The organism is Serratia sp. JSRIV004 (genome assembly GCF_019968705.1).
Lineage (GTDB): Bacteria > Pseudomonadota > Gammaproteobacteria > Enterobacterales > Enterobacteriaceae > Chania > Chania fonticola_B.
In genome coordinates, this window is sequence record NZ_CP074140.1 from 5,383,645 (window position 1) to 5,401,775 (window position 18,131).

The window sequence follows — 18,131 nt, forward strand, 5'->3', positions numbered from 1 at the left end:
CGCTCATGACCGATCCTGCCTTTGCGCTTGAATCCGATATCCCTCGTAACGCCCGTATCGCGCGCTGGCTACTCTTTCGTTTGCTGAGCGGTATCCGCGAGGGCTCGCTCACCGTGCGTGAAGGACAGCAGACCCTCCATTTTGGCGATGAGTCCTCTGCGCTGCGTGCTGAAGTGCAGATCCTCGCGCCGGGTGTTTACTGGCGTCTGCTCACCGGCGGCAGCCTCGCCGCGGCCGAATCCTGGATGGAGGGTGAGTGGGAGACGCATCAGTTAACCCCGCTTTTGCAGATCCTGGCCCTCAACGGCAAGATACTGGGAAGGCTGGAAAGTGGCTTTCGCCTGCTGGGCAATCCTATGGAGCGGCTTCGCCACTGGACGCGGCGTAACTACCGCAAACAGGCGCGGGAAAACATCTCCGCCCATTACGACCTGGGTAACGAATTCTATGCGCACTTTCTCGACGAAGAGCTGCTCTACTCCAGCGCGCTGTTCACCGCCGACGACCAGGCTCTCTCTCAAGCCCAGCAGGCAAAAATGGCGCGCCTGTGCGAACAACTGGCGTTGACCGCAAGCGATCACCTGCTGGAAATCGGCACCGGCTGGGGGGCTATGGCGGAATACGCCGCTCGTCACTACGGCTGCCGCGTCACTACCACGACGCTGTCGCAGGAGCAGTACACCTGGGCTACAGAGCGGATTGCCCGCGCGGGATTACAGGACAGAGTTCAGGTTCTACTGTGCGACTACCGCGACCTGACCGGTGAATTCGACAAACTGGTATCGGTTGAGATGATTGAAGCCGTGGGTAAACGCTACCTGCCGGATTTCTTCCGAACCTGTCAGGCGCGCCTGCGCCCGGGCGGCAAAATGGCGATTCAGGCCATCACCATTCAGGATCAGCGCTACCGCGACTACAGCAAAAGCGTCGATTTTATCCAGCGTTACATCTTCCCCGGCGGGTTCCTACCGAGCATCACGGCAATGAGTGAACTGATGACGCGTCACACCGATTTTGTCGTCCGTAATCTGTTCGATATGGGGCCAGACTACGCCCGCACGCTGGCTCACTGGCGGCAGCGTTTTCTGCACGCCTGGCAGGACATTGAAAAGCTCGGTTTCGATGAAAGGTTCCGCCGTATGTGGCTCTACTACTTTGGCTACTGCGAAGCCGGTTTTAACGCACGCACCATCAGCGTGGTGCAACTGACCGCAGAGCGCGTATGAACCGCTCTGTGCAGGTCGTGCTGATGGCTCTCGCGTTCGATCTCTATTGGACGCTGGTAGTGTTGTTTCGCGAACGCGGCCTGTTTCTGTGGCTCGCCCTGGCGATCCTGGCCTGTCTGATGCTGTCGCCTGCACACCGTGTTTATGCCCTGCTGCTGGCCGCGGCGGGCTGCGGTCTGGATGCCCTCTGGGTGCTGACGGGGCAGATCGGCTTTAACAGTGACGCACTGCTGCCCCTGTGGATGATGGCGCTGTGGCTGATGTTTGCTACCGTCTGGACCCACTTGATCCTCACGACCACGCTGCCGCGATGGATGCTGGCTTTGCTGGCAACCGCTGGCGGTCCCGTAGCGTATGTGATTGGTGAACGTCTGGGCGCCATGACTTTCCGGGAGCCGACCTTTATCGTCGTCAGTTGGATGGCACTGGGTTGGCTGGTTCTGATGCTGTTGTTCCATATTCTGACGGGGAGGCGACATTGAGAACCTCTTTACTGATGCTGCTGTGGTTGGCGGCCATCGCGCCCGTCGCCCATGCCGCCGACTGGTTAAGCTGGCGCAAAGTGGGTGATGCCAGCCTGACATGGGGGCCGTTTACCGTTTATACCTCCCAACTGAGCACGCCGGACGGTCGGTATCACGGGCCGGAACAGGATCAGGCGCTGATTATTACCTACAAACGCGACATCGATCGTGACCAGTTGGTCGAAGCCACCCGTGACCAGTGGCAGGCTCAGGGGATCATGGAGCGAGAACCACAGAGCGAAGCCTGGCTGCGCATGCTGCAGTCACTCTGGCCGGACGTCACGCCCGGCTCACAGCTTACCTTTGTTGTTAAGGGTAAGCAGGGGCAGTTCTGGTATCGCGCCTCAGGGGCAGAAAAAAGCTTTACCCCGCTCGGCCCCAGCCAGTCTGCCGCCTTCAGTACAAACTTTCTGGCCATCTGGCTCGATCCACGCACGCAATATCCCGAACTGCGTCAGCAGTTGCTCGGAGGTGAAAAATGAAACGCATTCTGACACTTGGCCTGGCGCTGATGATGCTTCTGGTGGGTTGTAGCACAGACATCAGCGACTACCGGCATCAACAACCGCCGCTCGATATCTTCCACTACTTCCAGGGGAAAACCGAGGCATGGGGTATGGTACAGGACCGCAGCGGAAAACAGCTGCGCCGCTTCCACGTGGAAATCAGTGGCAACGTCATCGGCGACACGCTGACGCTAAATGAACACTTTGTCTATGACGATGGCGAGAAACAGCAACGGGTGTGGCATATCCGGCGCGTCGGCACCAATCGCTACGAAGGCACCGCAGGCGATATTGAAGGTGTGGCCAGCGGCGTGGCAGAAGGCAACGCCTTTAACTGGCGTTACAGCATGAACGTGAAAGCCAATGGCAGTACCTGGCTACTTCACTTTGATGACTGGATGTATCTGCAAGATGACATACATCTTTTTAATAAAACAGAGATGAAGAAGTTCGGCATCACCGTCGGCCAGGTAACGCTTTTCTTCACCCGAAAAGAACAGTAAGAGGATCGCGATATGAATAAGCAACCCGTCATTGGGATCAGCGGATGTTTAACCGGCGCGACCGTTCGGTTTGACGGCGGACATAAACGCATGGGCTTTGTCATGGACGGGCTGGCGCAGTGGGTGACCTTCAAACCCGTCTGCCCGGAGATGGCCATCGGACTGCCCTCTCCTCGTCCGGCACTACGCCTGGTTCAGACCGCCGAAGGGGATTTCCGGATGCACTTCAGCCAAGCGCCGCACGACGATGTGACGGAGAAAATGACCGCATTCACGGATTCCTATCTCTCACGTCTGGACGAACTGTCGGGCTTTATCGTCTGCGCCAAATCGCCGAGCTGCGGTATGGAACGCGTACGGTTGTACGATGAAAAGGGCAATCGCGGGCGTAAAGAGGGCGTAGGCATCTTTACCAGAGCGCTGTTGGAGAAATACCCGTGGTTACCGGTAGAAGAAGATGGCCGCCTGCACGACCCGGTGCTGCGGGAAAACTTTGTCGAGCGCATCTTCGCCCTGCACGAGTTGAACACCCTGAAGGCCAACGGCCTCACCCGCCATGCGCTGCTGGACTTCCACAGCCGGTACAAACTCCAGTTGCTGGCGCACCACCAAGCTGGCTACCGAGAAATTGGCCCCTTTGTCGCCTCGTTGCATGAGTGGGAAGACCTGGATGCATTCTTCGTGGCTTATCGCGAAAAACTGATGACGATCTTGAAAAAACCCGCCTCGCGCAAGAACCACACCAACGTGCTGATGCACATTCAGGGGTACTTTCGTAACCAGCTGAACTCGCGTCAGCGCGGCGAGCTGAATGACGTGATCCTCCATTATCGCGAGGGGCTGCTGCCAATACTCGCGCCTTTGACGCTGCTGAAGCATTACCTGGGCGAATACCCAGACAGCTACCTGCTGACGCAAAAATACTTTGACCCCTATCCGCATAATTTGGCTTTGCGGCTAATGGTTAATTAAGTGCGTATGATTCGTGGCCGAACTGCTCGATTTTTTCGGCCATAGGTTTTTCGTTGGCTCAGGGGAGGCTCTTTTCCGCCAGTGTAGGATCCTTGTGCGGTTACCTATGTGATCCATCCCAACGTGATGGCGGTGCGTAAGGTGCCGATGGGGATTGGCCCGAACGTCATCTTTTTATGCATCTGCATAAAAGCAAAACCCCTTACTCACCTTTTTCACCATAATTTTTATCATTTTCGATAACATTTGCTAACCAGCTCGTCATAACATCGATTTTTTTGTCCTCCCAGGGTTGGCATTTTATACAAAGCGTCAGCCCTGTTGGCCGAAGAAAGATGTGAAATTTTGCGCATTCTTGCACCGTTGCCTTTCCCTATACTCACCACCATCAGTAAATGTCGGTGAAGGGGCAACCTATGCAGCAGGCAAAAATCACACACCTCTATCAGAGTTTACAGCAGAGCGTTAACCGCCGGGCTGAGCATACCGCCCTGTTCTTTGAAGGCCATAAATACAGTTATAATCAGTTAAATCATAACGTTAATTTATCTTCCGCCTGCCTGAAAGAAAGTTTTAACCTCGTCAAAGGCGATGTGATCGTCTTGGCCTTGGGTAACCGGCCTGAATTCTGCTCGCTGTTTTATGCAGCAATGGCGCTGGGGATTATCGTGGTGCCGTTAAGCACCAAGTTAAAATCGCAAGACAGCCATATCATCCTGTCCAGTGTTAATGCCAAGGCGGTTTTTTACGATCCCAACAGCCAGCCGTGGATGGCGACGCTGGAACCCGTGAAGCAAAGCCATGTGGTGTCGCTGGCCGATTGGCAACTGATGCTCAGTAATGCAGATGACCAAAAGGTGATCCAACCCGTAGAGCCTGCCGCCATCGTAGCGGATGACATTGCCGCAATTATTTATACTTCCGGCACCACTGGCTCACCGAAAGGAGCAGCGCTCACTCACGGTAACTTTATTGCGGCTATCACGGCTTACCAACAGGCTCTCAAGTTAACCGAGCAAGACAGCGCCATCTTGCCGATCCCTATCTGCCATATTACCGGCCTGTCAGCTTTACTCTGCCTGTTTATTCACCTTGGCGGTACGTTGCATTTGCAGCAAAGATTCAATGCAGAAGAGATTTTGAAAACCGTCAGCAGCCATAACATTACCTTCCTGCATGGTTCGCCAACGGTGTTTATCCTACTGTTGCAAGAAGCGGAAAAGTATCCACAGGTGGGCAACTACGCCAGCTTGCGGATGATCGCTTGCGGTGCCGGGCATTTGAACGTGGGCATTATCGAAAGGCTCGCGCAGTTGTTCCCAGCCACGGAAATCAGGCCGATCTATGGGCTGACAGAAACCTCTTCACCGGCCAGCATTTTCCCGGTCGATGTACGCAGCAGCGATAAGATAGGCAGTTCTGGCTTACCCATTCCCGGCCTAAGCTGCCAAATTCGCGACGATAATCACCAGGTGCTTGCTGCCGGTGAGATTGGTCATCTATGGCTGAAAGGGCCAGTGGTGATGAGCCAGTACTGGAAGAACCCGGCGGCCAATCAGCAGTTCTTCCACGACGGCTGGTTTTATACCGGCGATATAGCCTGCCTCGATCAGGATAACTACCTGTATATCAAAGATCGCAGCAAGGACATGATCAACCGCGGTGGTGAAAAAATATACTGCATTGAAGTGGAAAACCTGATCTCGAATTACCCTGGCGTCAAGGAAATTGCCATAGTTCCCAGCAGCAGCGAAATCTACGGAGAAGAAGCCGTCGCTTTTATTGTGGCGCACCGGAATAAACCCTTGGTGAGCGATAATATCACTCATTGGCTCTCCAATAAAATTGCCAAATTTAAAATACCCTCAAAGATCGTCTTTACAGCAGAATTACCGAAAAATGCCAATGGCAAAATAGACAAATTAGCTTTACGACAAAAATTGACACCACCAATATAAAAACAAGCGTTATCCAATAAACGCGCCAACGTCAGGAAACCTAAAGCGCAATCATTAAAATAATAGAGCACCTGTACCTCTAACAATACAGAACAGCTCTGCCCTGTTTAATCGCCTCATCATGAGGAGGAGTCCTTATTATGTCAAATCGACCGTTAGATATTGCATCGAAAAGCCAGGCGGCAATAACGAATGCAAAAATATATAAACACCTGATGCCGTTACTGATCATTGTTTATATCATCAGCTTTATTGACAGAACCAATATCGGCATTGCCCGAGCCTCGATGTCCATCGATCTTGGGCTTTCCGCTACCGCCTATGGGTTGGGAGCAGGTCTGTTCTTTCTGACTTATTCCACCATGGAGATCCCCAGCAATCTGATCATGGCGCGGGTCGGGGCCCGCTTCTGGATCACCCGCATCATGTTCACCTGGGGGGTGATTTCCGCCGGTATGGCCTTCGTCACCGGTCCCACCTCTTTCTATGTCATGCGCCTGTTACTAGGGGCGGCAGAAGCCGGATTGTACCCCGGTATCATCCTGTACCTTACCTACTGGTTTGGCCGTGAAGATCGCGCCAGAGCCGTCGGCATGTTCCTGCTCGGTGTCTGTATCGCCAATATTGTCGGGGCGCCATTGGGCGGCGCATTGCTGATGCTGGATGGCCTGGGTGGACTGCACGGCTGGCAATGGATGTTTATCATAGAAGGGCTCCCGGCAGTGCTGCTGGCGTTTTATGTGTATGCCGTACTACCCAATAAGCCCCGCGATGCCAAATGGCTGACCAAAACCGACATTGAGTATATTGAAAACAAGCTGGCCGCGGAGCAACCGGTTGGGGTGGATAAGAACCAGAAGTTTTCCTTTAAAACGGCGTTTACCAATAAAACTTTCATGCTGATCGTGGCGATTTATTTCACCCATCAGATTTCGGTCTACAGCCTGACCTATTTCCTGCCAAGCATTATTAACAGCTACGGCAAAATGAGCACCTTGATGCTCGGCCTGTTAACTGCCATTCCGTGGATCGCGGCAGCCTTGGGTGGCTTCTTCCTGCCCAAATATGCCAATACCGCCTCTCGTTCACGCATCATGCTGGTGTCCGGCTTTATGTCGATGGCCGTCGGTTTCCTGATTGGCGTGCTGGGTGGCCCAGTATTAGGGCTGATCGGCTTCTGTATCGGTGCCTCGATGTTCTTCGTCGTGCAATCCATCATCTTTACCTACCCGGCCACGCTGATGAGCGGCCCTATGCTCGCTGGTGGGCTGGGATTACTGGCTTGCCTTGGCATCACCGGCGGGTTCTTCGGGCCATATGTGTTCGGTCTCCTGGAGGATAGAACGGGGTCACCTAGTGCAGGCCTGTGGTTTGCCATCGTGCTGCAGACCCTTGCCATCATCGGGGCTGCGAGGGTGAAACAACCCGCAGGCAGTAAAGATAAACCGGCCAATCAATGCCCCCCGGCAGCAATGAATAGCGTGATTGAGAAATAAAGCCTAAACGCGGTGCCATGGTGCACCGCCGCACAGACGTAAGGTAGCAATGATGAGAAATAAAGTCATTTCGGCTCAGCAGGCCGCAGAGTTAGTGAATAACGGCTCGACCCTGTGCACCATCGGCATGACATTGATCGGGGCCGCGGAGTCGATCTTGAAGGCCCTGGAAAATCGCTTTCTTGCAACAGGGGCACCGCACGGGCTGACCTATATTCACTCTGCGGGGCAGTCGAATCGTGAGCGCGGCAATCAGCATTTTACTCCCCCAGGGATGGTAAAACGCATTATTGGTTCGCACTGGGGGCTGGCACCCAAGTGGATGGAAAAGATTGCCGCCAACGAGGTTGAAGCCTTCTGTTTACCGCAGGGGCAGATTGTCCATCTGTATACAGCCATGGCGGCAGGTCAGGCCGGGTATCTGTCCAAAGTGGGGCTGGGTACCTTTATCGATCCCCGCCTGGAAGGCGGCAAAATGAATGCGTTGACCCGCTCCCTGCCAGATTTGGTGGAAGTGGTCAGCCTGCGCGAGGAGGAATATCTGTTCTATCCGGCACTCCCGCTGGATACGGTGATCATTCGTGGCACTACGGCGGATACCGCTGGCAACCTCACCTGTGAGGAAGAGGCCATGAAGCTGGAGATCCTGCAGGCGGTACTGGCGGCGAAACGCTTTGGTGGCAAGGTGATAGCCCAGGTGAAAAATCTGGCGGAAAAAGGGAGTCTGCACCCAAAACAGATCGTGGTGCCGGGGAATTTTATTGATGCCATTGTGGTATGTGAAGACCCCGAGCAAGACCACCGTCAGACCTCCTCCTGGTTCTATGACCCGGCCTATTGCGGCAACCTGGTGACTCCTGCCAGCGAAGTGGAAACGCTGCCGCTGAACATCCGCAAGGTGATTGGCCGCCGCGCTTGCCAATTCCTATCCCCGGACTGTGTGATCAATCTGGGCACCGGTATTCCCAACGATGTTATTGGCACCATCATCCATGAAGAGGGGGTGAGCGAAGCGGTCACCATCACCGTTGAATCAGGTATCTACGGCGGCGTACAGGCCGGTGGCGTTGATTTTGGCATCGGTAAAAACCTGACCGCAATGATTAACCATCAGGAACAGATGCTGTATTACAACGGGGCCGGTGTGGATATTACTTATATGGGTGCAGGCGAGATGGACGCCAACGGGCATATCAACGCCACCCGCATGGGGGACCGCTGTACCGGGGCGGGAGGGTTTATCGATATAACCCAAAATGCACACCACGTGGTGTTTTGCTCCACCTTTACCGCCAAGGGGTTGGAGGTGGCATTCCAGCAAGGGCAATTAACCATCCTGCAGGAAGGCTCGGTTAAAAAACTGGTACGGTCGATTAACCAGATTTCCTATAACGGCGAAATAGCCCGCCAGAAAAAACAAAAAATGCATTTGGTGACTGAACGAGCAGTATTTGAACTGACGGCGCAGGGCCCGATGCTGATAGAAATCGCCCCCGGCGTCGATCTTGAGCGGGACATCCTGCAACAAATGGAATTTATGCCACTTATTTCCCCCTCATTAAAACAAATGGACGCGGCACTATTTTGTGACGCCCCTTTTGGCCTGAAGGAAATGCTGGCCAGGCAGTAAAAACATATTTGTTATCTCTGCGCTAATTCAGCGTGGTCAGGAATTAAAATAATAAGGAGTACCCTATGTGTTTAACGAATAAAGTAGCTATCGTCACCGGGGCCAGCCGTGGTCTTGGGCGAGGCATTGCCCAGGTATTGGCTGAGAAAGGGGCCGCGATAGTCATTTGTGATGTCGACCAGGAAGGTGGCAATAAAACTGCCGCCGAATTGGTGAGCGCGGGCCATAAAGCCATTTTCATCGCCTGTAATATTGCCAACCGCGAAGAGGTTAACCAGTTATTTATTGCGGCTGAGCAGCAGCTGGGGCCGATAGATATTCTGGTCAATAACGCCGGGATTAACCGTGATGCCATGTTACACAAGCTAACGGAAGAGAATTGGGATCTGGTGATGGATATCAACCTGAAAGGAACCTTCCACTGCATGCAAGAAGCCGCCGTGCGGATGCGCGAGCGTGCCAGCGGGCGGATCATCAATATCTCGTCGGCCAGCTGGTTAGGCAATGTTGGGCAAGCCAACTATGCCGCTTCAAAAGCCGGGGTGATCGGCCTGACCAAAACGGCCTGCCGGGAGCTGGCAAAAAAAGGGGTTACCGTTAACGCCATCTGCCCAGGATTTATCGAAACCGATATGACTCGTGGGGTGCCGGAAAAAGTCTGGGACATCATGATCGGCAAAATTCCCGCAGGTTTCGCTGGCGATCCGGTTGATGTCGGCCATTGCGTCGCCTTCCTGGCTTCCGACGAGGCACGCTATATCAATGGCGAAGTGATCAACGTCGGCGGCGGCATGGTGCTGTAAGGAGAATAGAATGAAAAATGCAAATGACATTGTCGTCGTCAGCGGCGTACGCACGGCGATCGGTACCATGGGCGGTAGCTTTAAAGATACGCACCAGCATGATTTGGGCGCAGCGGTGATCCGTGAGGCCGTGGCCCGTACCGGGCTGCAACCCGCACAAATTGATGAAGTGGTGGTAGGTAACGTAGGGCAAATCGCGGAGAGTGGTTTTATCGCCCGTATTTGTCAGCTGCGCGCGGGGTTACCGAACGAAACAACGTCCTATTCGGTGAACCGCCAGTGCGGTTCGGGTCTGCAAGCGATTGTCGATTGCATGCTGGAACTGCAAACCGGTAACGCCGAGATCACCGTCGCCTGTGGGACAGAGAATATGACCCAACTGCCCCACTATATTCGCAAGGCTCGTTATGGTTATCGCCTTGGGCACGGAGAATTGGAAGATGGCATTGTCTCTATCTTGACCTGGCCGGAAGGACCTTATCACAACGGTATGACCGCCGAGTTCGTCGCGGAACGTTTTAACATCAGCCGTGAGGCGATGGACGAGTTTGCCTGGTGCAGTCAGCAAAAAGCCTTGGCAGCCATCAAAGAGGGGCATTTTACCTCGCAAATCCTGCCGCTGGAGGTTCGTGAAGGCAAGAACAGCCGTCTGTTTGCCATCGATGAACACCCAAGGGATACGCCGAAAGAAAAGTATGCGCAGTTGAAGCCGGCGTTTAAAAAAGACGGCACGGTCACAGCAGCAACGTCATCAGGTATCAATGATGGAGCAGCCGCACTGGTTGTCACTACCCGTGCCAACGCGGAAAAACTGGGGCTACCCATCCGGATGGTGATCCGAGGCTGGGCAGTGGCAGGTTGTGAGGCAGAAATCATGGGCTTTGGCCCGGCACCGGCAACTCGTAAACTGATGCAAAAGTTGAATATGTCGGTGCACGATATCGACCTTATCGAGCTTAATGAGGCCTTTGCCGCCCAATCATTGGCGGTGATTAACGATCTGGAGTTGGATCCGGCGAAAGTGAACGTCAACGGGGGAGCCATTGCGCTGGGGCATCCTGTTGGGGCCAGCGGTGCCATCATCGCTGTAAAACTGATGTATGAGATGGAGCGCCGTGGCGTCAATAGCGGTTTAGCCACCATGTGTATCGGTGGAGGGCAAGGGATCTCTATGCTGTTTGAGCGGGAAAGGTAGTCTCTTAAGTTAGCGCAATAGATATTTCCGACCCTCTGACAAAGAGAGGGTCGGATGGCAAACATCGGCTTACGCATTGAGTTACCTGAATTGTATTATGTTTACTACGTAGTTCGGTTGACGGGTCAATAAGCTTACCGTGAAATTGGCAAGAAACATTCGATATTATATTTATCCCCCCTCACTACAATAGAGGTTTTATATCATAAAGGTATGAGTATGCTGATCACCTTAGAGCTGGCTAATACCATTGTGAAACGAGCGATGAGTATTATCCATTATAATGTTAATGTTATTGACCATCAGGGCGTAATTATCGCTTCGGGCGAACCACATAGGATCGGTGAACGGCATGAAGTGGCATTTGAGGTGATAAAGAGCCGCCAGCGGATGACGATAGAAAATGCTCAGCAGGCGGCCAGGTACCGAAATGTGCAACCCGGTATCAATCATCCGATTATCGTGGATGATCAGGTAGTTATGGTGATAGGTATCAGTGGCAATCCTGCCGCGATTGCGCGTTATGCCGAGCTGGCGATTCTGGCGGCGGAGCTGTTGATCAAACAGTCTTTAGCTATCCGGGAAATGAACTGGCAATACCGCATAAGAGATCTGTTGCTAAAACAGTATCTTGAAGTGGGCGATACTGACAAAGGTAAGGAAATACTTCACCAGTTGGTACAGCAAGAGATCGACCTGTCACAACCCCTGTTGCCGGTATTGATCAATATTGAAACCGGCGGGCATTTATTGGGGCAAACCATCGATCACATCCTCAATAAACTCTCACATATTTTAAAATCCCAACGGGTAATATTGCTCAGCAATGATGAGATCCTGTTAATTATCACCGCGATCGAACAGACCGAAGCCACGGTTAAAGCTATGAACGCCTTTATGGAAACTCAGCTGAGCCATTACACTATTGGCATTGGGGTAGAGTCTGGCTCTGCCGGGATTTTCCGCCAATCAGTATTTATGATCAAAGAGATGATAGAACATGCTCGGGAGTCGTTACCACAACCGCGGGTCATTAACGGCCAGCAATTTGCCTTCAGCGGGTTGTTGAATGAAGCCAGCAGCAGCTCATTTACCCTTTATTTCAAACAGAGAATCGATAAATTACTGATGCTGAGCACGGGTCAAATGCTGCTCAACACGTTAAGTACCTATATCGCACACAATGCCGAACTGGCAAACGCTGCGCGGGAACTTGGGGTACATCGCAACACGCTCACCTACCGGCTTAACCAGATAAAAGAAGCGACGTCGTTGGATCCCTTTAATTTCAAGGAACTTAGCCAACTGATGATTGCACTTTACTATCATCAAGGGAGCCCGCTGTCTAATGCGGCGGCTGTCACCAACGATCTCCAATGATGTGTTGGAGAGGTTGCTACGATCCAGACTCACCCTCTTTGTCAGAAAACGTCATGATTCATCCAGCCAATCGCACAGTAAAATTCAGTATATTCATTAAGTTATGGAGTGATATTATGACTGAATGACTAGCTGTTATCACCATTCTGGCCGTCATCAGCCCAGGGCCGTCATTTCATGGTTAACAAACAAAGTAAGGGTTAAAGATGGAAATAAGCTGGCAGGCATTGAAAGGCAACGTCCTCAGCGCGCAGCAGTTGCATGATATTCTGGCGCTGCGCATGGCGGTGTTTGTCGTCGAGCAGACGTGCCCGTTTCAGGATATTGATGGACAGGATTTGCTTAATAGCACCCTTCACGTTGCCGGATACAGCGACGGTAAGCTTATCGCCTACGCGAGAGTGCTGCACGTGGATGATTCTCCGGATGCGGCCAAAATCACGCGAGTGATTGTTGATGATTCCGTCAGGGGTCAGAAGCTGGGGGTCAGGCTGATGGAAAAAACGATGTCCTTAATCCTCGGCGATGCACCAGGCAAGGCGATAAAGCTCTCGGCACAATCTCACCTCGTCAAATTCTATGAAGGATTCGGTTTCAAAACGGTATCCGGCGAATACCTTGATGATGGCATACCCCATAAGGATATGGAGTATACGGAGGCGTAATCCAGGTAGAAGGGACAGAAGTCCAGACCACTCAACTTCTGTTCCCCCGCAGTTAAACTGGCTGCGTTGCCTCTTCTGCAGCAATCGCGGCCTGGACATGGGAGCGAGATCCAATCCGTTCCATGAACGACATCAGTACTGGCCAGTCTTTGATCTCGATATTGAAAAACGGCAACCATTTCAGAACGGTGAACAGATACACATCTGCTAGACCAAAGGTCCCAATCAGGTAGTTCTGTTTCGATAGGATCTGACCCAGATAGTTAAATCGTTTAAATAGCTTTTGTTTGAAAATGGCCTTAGTGGTCTCTGGAATATCATCGTTGAACAAAGGTGCACAACCGCTATGGATCTCAGATGAAATAAAGTTCAGCCATTCCTGTAGACGAACCCGTTCCCAACTACCATTGCTCGGTGCCAGCGTGTTGTCAGGGACAAGATCGACCAAGTACTGCACGATGGCAGGCCCTTCGGTCAGCACATTGCCATTATCTAACTCTAAAGCTGCCACGTACCCTTTAGGGTTAATGTCTAAAAAGCTGCGCCCATCAGCAGTTTGCTTAGTCTTGTTGTTAACCCGAATCAACTCAAAATCGAGGCCTAATTCACGCAATACAATATGTGGGGACAATGAGCAAGTCATTGGGGCAAAGTACAGTTTCATGTAATCTCCTTTCTAACTGGGTAACGACTACTACTCCCCGAACGTGTCGCTTTTCCAGATTCGTAGAGCTTGTGTAGGCATATTGGCAAACCGCTACCCTTTGGTAAAATTACAATTCTGTACCTCCATCATTAGCTATTCTTATGTCGGCACAAGCGGCTTTGTTTCGGCGCCGCGTATCGTCATAGGGATATTCAAACCCAGGGTCGACTTCCTGATTTCATTTAGCAAGGTTTGTGCAGAAGGCGAGTTTTGACCGGTCTGCGAGCAGACCAAACCAAATTCGCGGTAGATTGGCTTACTGAGTTCAAATACCCGCATACCTCGGCGATCTAAGGGCAAAGTCGAGGCAGGAACGATCGAGATGCCCATACCTTCGCCGATCAACGCGAACGCAGTAGTCCAGTCACGCACCGTGATCTTTATATCCTTCAGTGCCAATCCTTCTCGTTCTACCAGCGACTGCCCGTTAAGATAACAGCCACCAGTAGCGAGAATGAAAGGTTCCTCAACCAACTCCCTAAGCGAGACGGTACTGAGCGAGGATCTTCTGGCTAGCTTATGAGTCACTGGAACTACGGCTACCCAAGTGTCCCGCCCTAGCGACAGCGCCTGACGCTTCTCATCAGGATTCATCACCACGCCCAGATCGATGCTGTCGCTGGCTAGCCACTGCTCTACCTCCTCGTCGGTTCCTTCCAGGGAAACGATTTCAACACTGGGATGCATGCGGCTGAAAGTCTGAAGTAAATCTGGCAGAAAGGACGCGAACACGGAGGGGAAACTAGCCAACTTAATTCGGCCCAAATGGCACCCGCGAGAGATATCTACCAGGTTCTGTATCGACTCAAATTCACTCAGCATCCGCCGCGCCCGCTCGATAATCTGCTCTCCTATCGCCGTCACGGTAGTCTCACGTCGATCTCGGACAAATACCTTAACTCCGAGGCTCTCCTCCATTTGGGTCAGAGCCTGGCTGGCACCCGATTGGGTAATGCCATAACGCTCAGCTGCGCGGGACACATTTTTCGAGTCAGCGACCGCAACCAACAAGCGCCAATGCATCAGATTCATCATTTCAGTAGCCCCTCTTATGCTTATGAAATCGATATTTAATTATGCGCGGCGCTCTCCCTCCACATGCTCTATCTCTTCTACACAAATCCCCGGCATTTTGCCCGGGGATTTTTTTAATCCTTTCCCTTGTCTTTTGATACCACGGGTTGGGTGGGTGTTGCCACTAGGCATAATCTCCTGCAACGGCTCTGGTTCCGATAGTCTGCTCAGTGCCAAGTCAGCATTGCTCACACCACTGAGCGCTAAATACTGGGGAGCTGACCCTCGCTATTATAGCGGTGACTTTAACGCCAACGTCATTCACTTTCACCAAGATGGATAAATTAACTATAAATATCATGTAGTTAAACTAATTTTTTATTGAAAATCTTCTTTCATTAGTCATGACCGCATTTTTGAAGATCTAGGTTAATGCAAATTTAATAGAGTTTTTCCTGTTGGTTTCTGAGTCAGGCACTTATTATAACCATCACCGATTAGGAGGACATATGCAAAAAACATACCCGGATGAAAGTGTATTCTCTTTATATAAAAGAGATATTCCAGAGGATATTACTCATCAAGAATTCCTATCTAATCTAGAAAAAGATTTTTCCGCTTATCATTATAATACTGTTCCAGACTCAGTGAAAACATTGAGGGCTAAAGTTTACTCTATTATCGGAAAAGATAAAAAACCAGACGATTCCAGCATGACTAAGTATCAACTGCAGCAATGTATGCACTTTTGTCATATGATGGATCTTGAGTCAAAAAAATGGGGGCAATCCAAAGGATGGTGGCACACACCATTTGTGTTAGACGATAGCAAGCCATTAAATACAATTGAAGACTATAGGCATAATAAACAGATCTACAACACATTACATTTATGTAGAAGAATGCTTGATCTACGCATAAACCTTCTGCCTTTGATGCATAAGGTTGAATCTCAAATCATGGACTTCTTAGTTTTTTTACCTCGAAGTATGTACGATTTTTACGATTCAAAAATTAAAATGTACGCAGGCCAGTATGAAGCCGCGGTAATATTGGTTCATTTGATTCATCAACTTAATTTAGATGAAAACAACGTGAATCACTCTATTAATGGAACAGATGAATTCTGTAAAAGAGCACTGGTGAATGAGGCGATAAAAAATGCAAGATATTTTATTAAGGAATCTGAGGGCTTTGATAATTATAATATTGAAATTGCTGATATTGATTACAGCAACCTCATTGGTGTTCAATGTCAACATCACGACGATAATTCTCTAATTTCAAGGGTTTGCTCCTACTTTAACCATAAGGAAATGAAGGTTAATGTCATCAAAAGTATGATCGACGCCGTCATTTTTATAAAATGTTTTGACAGAAAACAACCTCTTTATGATGGGACCGAAGAAACATTTTATCAAGAAGCGATAAGTCTGCCTTATATAAGATACGCGGCAATTTGTTTAATTATTAAAGCAGATAAAGAAAAAATGTATTTCTCGTCAAACAAAACCGGCGGGAACAATAAAAAATTACATATAATCAATGAGTTGAAAAAAATATCAAGGAGTTTGGATAGAGCGTCTGATTTTAAAGAGAAAACTGAATTAATGTTTGAAATGGACTATTCCTTCTTGAAGTTCATATCTTACTATGTGAGTACGATAACGACCACAATAGAACATGAGGCGCCACCAGCCGAAGGTATCAAAGAGTATCGTTCCGTAAGAAGGCATAAGTGGAGCCTAATAGACATGTTGTACACCACACTCGGCAATTCCCCACTTGATCAATTTAAATACATGCTCGAAAGTTTATCTAATCAAATTGAGAGATGGCGATGGAGTTCAGAAGTGATGGGTGTGCAAAAATTAAAAGCCCATGACGAATATAATCGAATGAAAGAAAGTGGTGAACTGGAAAAGCTTTGAGTCATTTTACTCATCAGAAATTAATGAGATGCCCTCGTTTTCCATAACGAGTGATAAGGTACCAAGAGCGAGAAGCATTCAGGCCAGCTTCTCGCTCTTGGTTGACTATCACACGACCAGCTTTGGCCCCAACCCACCAAGGGTCAGGGCTTGATACATTAAACCGCGCTTATTACGCCGTGCCGCCCACGGTAAGTGAATCCAGCTTCAGCGTAGGCTGACCAACGCCTACCGGCAGGCTCTGCCCTTCTTTACCGCACACGCCTACGCCCTTATCCAGCGCCAGATCGTTACCCACCATCGAAATCTGCTGCATCGCCTCAATACCTGAACCAATCAACGTGGCACCCTTCACCGGTTTGGTGACGCGGCCATTTTCGATCAGATAGGCTTCAGAGGTGGAGAAGACAAATTTCCCGGAGGTGATATCAACCTGACCACCGCCGAAGTTTGGCGCATACAGGCCATACTCCACGCTGGCGATAATATCTTCTGGCGTTGAATTGCCCGCCAGCATGTAGGTGTTGGTCATACGCGGCATCGGCAGGTGAGCATAAGACTCGCGGCGGCCGTTGCCGGTAGGCGCAACGCCCATCAGCCGTGCGTTGAGTTTATCCTGCATGTAGCCTTTCAGGATGCCGTTCTCAATCAGCACGTTGTATTGGCCCGGTACGCCTTCGTCATCGATCGCCAGTGAACCACGGCGGCCTTGCAAGGTGCCATCATCCACCACGGTGCACAGCTCAGAAGCCACTAGCTGGCCCATCTGGCCGCTGAATACCGAGGTGCCACGGCGGTTGAAGTCGCCTTCCAGCCCGTGACCGACCGCTTCATGCAGCAACACGCCCGGCCAACCCGCGCCCAGTACCACAGGCATGGTGCCCGCAGGGGCAGCCACGGCAGAGAGGTTGACCAGCGCCATACGCACCGCTTCTTTGGCAAAAGCATCGGCACGCACTTCACCGTCCACCACTTCCAGAAAGTAGTCATAGCCAAAACGGCCACCGCCACCGCTGGCTCCGCGCTCACGCTTGCCGTCTTCTTCCACCAGCACGCTGACGGAGAAACGCACCAGCGGTCGAACGTCCGCCGCCAGGGTGCCGTCCGTTGCCGCAACCAGTATCTGCTCATACACGCCGGTAATGCTGGCCGTCACTTCCTGCACGCGCTTGTCTTCAGCACGCGCGACCTTGTCTACCCGATGCAACAGCGCGATCTTCTCTTCCCGCGGCAGGCTTTGCAGCGGATCGAGCAAAGGATACAGCGCCTGATAGCCGATCTCACCCAGCGTATGGACTTTGCCATTGCCGCTGTCACGCACAATGCTACGAGCAGCCTGTGCACTTTGGTTCAGGGCGTTCAGGGTGATTTGGTCCGCATAGGCAAAGCCGGTCTTTTCACCGCTGACCGCGCGCACGCCAACGCCCTGGTCGATATTGTACGAGCCATCTTTGATGATGCCATCCTCAATCACCCAGGCTTCGTGGTAGCTGGACTGAAAATAGAGGTCGGCGTAATCGAGGCGGCGTTCGGCCAGTTGACCCAATACGGAGAACAGGTCTTGATGACTCAGCTTATTCACAGCGAGTAACTGCTCACTGACAAACGACAGGCTCATAATT

16 protein-coding genes are annotated in these 18,131 nt (G+C 51.3%); 13 read left to right on the forward strand and 3 right to left on the reverse strand.

Features of this window, described 5'->3' with window-relative positions:
- The first annotated feature begins 5 nt into the window (after window positions 1-5).
- The 12 genes from KGP21_RS25570 (at window position 6) to KGP21_RS25625 (ending at window position 12,858) form a co-directional block, all read left to right on the forward strand.
- Window positions 6-1,226 (forward strand): cyclopropane-fatty-acyl-phospholipid synthase family protein, encoded by a 1,221-nt coding sequence (locus tag KGP21_RS25570; protein WP_209529556.1) that lies wholly within the window; start codon window positions 6-8, stop codon window positions 1,224-1,226.
- Window positions 1,223-1,708, forward strand: a complete 486-nt coding sequence (locus KGP21_RS25575) for a DUF2878 domain-containing protein (RefSeq protein ID WP_037376257.1) — start codon at window positions 1,223-1,225, stop codon at window positions 1,706-1,708. Before KGP21_RS25570 ends, KGP21_RS25575 begins: the two co-directional genes overlap by 4 nt.
- A 14-nt stretch (window positions 1,709-1,722) precedes the next feature.
- The gene (locus tag KGP21_RS25580) at window positions 1,723-2,232 is read left to right on the forward strand and encodes a hypothetical protein (protein WP_371824871.1); all 510 of its coding nucleotides are present in this window, start codon (window positions 1,723-1,725) and stop codon (window positions 2,230-2,232) included.
- Complete coding sequence (locus KGP21_RS25585) at window positions 2,229-2,759, forward strand: DUF3833 domain-containing protein (RefSeq protein WP_179252890.1); 531 nt, start codon at window positions 2,229-2,231, stop codon at window positions 2,757-2,759. The genes KGP21_RS25580 and KGP21_RS25585 overlap by 4 nt, the downstream gene beginning before the upstream one ends.
- Before the next feature lie 12 nt (window positions 2,760-2,771).
- Window positions 2,772-3,731 (forward strand): DUF523 and DUF1722 domain-containing protein, encoded by a 960-nt coding sequence (locus KGP21_RS25590; RefSeq protein ID WP_021806994.1) that lies wholly within the window; start codon window positions 2,772-2,774, stop codon window positions 3,729-3,731.
- Between the two features lie 416 nt (window positions 3,732-4,147).
- The gene (locus KGP21_RS25595; protein ID WP_223536463.1) at window positions 4,148-5,689 is read left to right on the forward strand and encodes a class I adenylate-forming enzyme family protein; all 1,542 of its coding nucleotides are present in this window, start codon (window positions 4,148-4,150) and stop codon (window positions 5,687-5,689) included.
- A gap of 140 nt (window positions 5,690-5,829) precedes the next feature.
- On the forward strand, window positions 5,830-7,185 hold the full coding sequence (locus KGP21_RS25600) for an MFS transporter (protein ID WP_209529563.1): 1,356 nt from the start codon (window positions 5,830-5,832) through the stop codon (window positions 7,183-7,185).
- Between the two features lie 52 nt (window positions 7,186-7,237).
- Window positions 7,238-8,815 carry an acyl CoA:acetate/3-ketoacid CoA transferase gene (locus KGP21_RS25605; protein ID WP_223498537.1) on the forward strand — a complete coding sequence of 526 codons (1,578 nt, stop codon included), beginning with the start codon at window positions 7,238-7,240 and terminating at the stop codon, window positions 8,813-8,815.
- Window positions 8,816-8,880: 65 nt separating this feature from the next.
- On the forward strand, window positions 8,881-9,618 hold the full coding sequence (gene fabG, locus KGP21_RS25610; RefSeq protein ID WP_115159778.1) for a 3-oxoacyl-ACP reductase FabG: 738 nt from the start codon (window positions 8,881-8,883) through the stop codon (window positions 9,616-9,618).
- Between the two features lie 10 nt (window positions 9,619-9,628).
- Window positions 9,629-10,813, forward strand: a complete 1,185-nt coding sequence (locus tag KGP21_RS25615; protein WP_223536466.1) for a thiolase family protein — start codon at window positions 9,629-9,631, stop codon at window positions 10,811-10,813.
- A 219-nt stretch (window positions 10,814-11,032) separates the two neighbouring features.
- Window positions 11,033-12,193 carry a sugar diacid recognition domain-containing protein gene (locus tag KGP21_RS25620; RefSeq protein ID WP_021807001.1) on the forward strand — a complete coding sequence of 387 codons (1,161 nt, stop codon included), beginning with the start codon at window positions 11,033-11,035 and terminating at the stop codon, window positions 12,191-12,193.
- Between the two features lie 206 nt (window positions 12,194-12,399).
- Window positions 12,400-12,858, forward strand: a complete 459-nt coding sequence (locus KGP21_RS25625; RefSeq protein WP_094981522.1) for a GNAT family N-acetyltransferase — start codon at window positions 12,400-12,402, stop codon at window positions 12,856-12,858.
- A gap of 52 nt (window positions 12,859-12,910) precedes the next feature.
- On the opposite strand, the gene gstA is transcribed toward KGP21_RS25625, so the two are convergent.
- Together gstA and KGP21_RS25635 are read right to left on the reverse strand one after the other, a co-directional pair.
- Window positions 12,911-13,522 (reverse strand): glutathione transferase GstA, encoded by a 612-nt coding sequence (gstA, locus tag KGP21_RS25630; RefSeq protein ID WP_021807003.1) that lies wholly within the window; start codon window positions 13,520-13,522, stop codon window positions 12,911-12,913.
- Window positions 13,523-13,663: 141 nt separating this feature from the next.
- Window positions 13,664-14,599 (reverse strand): LysR family transcriptional regulator, encoded by a 936-nt coding sequence (locus tag KGP21_RS25635; protein WP_021807004.1) that lies wholly within the window; start codon window positions 14,597-14,599, stop codon window positions 13,664-13,666.
- A gap of 488 nt (window positions 14,600-15,087) precedes the next feature.
- On the opposite strand from KGP21_RS25635, the gene KGP21_RS25640 reads away from it, so the two are divergent.
- Window positions 15,088-16,509, forward strand: coding sequence for a hypothetical protein (locus KGP21_RS25640; RefSeq protein ID WP_223536468.1), 1,422 nt, complete (start codon window positions 15,088-15,090; stop codon window positions 16,507-16,509).
- A gap of 172 nt (window positions 16,510-16,681) precedes the next feature.
- Here KGP21_RS25640 and tldD read toward each other — a convergent pair whose 3' ends face one another.
- Window positions 16,682-18,127, reverse strand: a complete 1,446-nt coding sequence (gene tldD / locus KGP21_RS25645; protein WP_094981525.1) for a metalloprotease TldD — start codon at window positions 18,125-18,127, stop codon at window positions 16,682-16,684.
- Window positions 18,128-18,131: the final 4 nt, after the last annotated feature.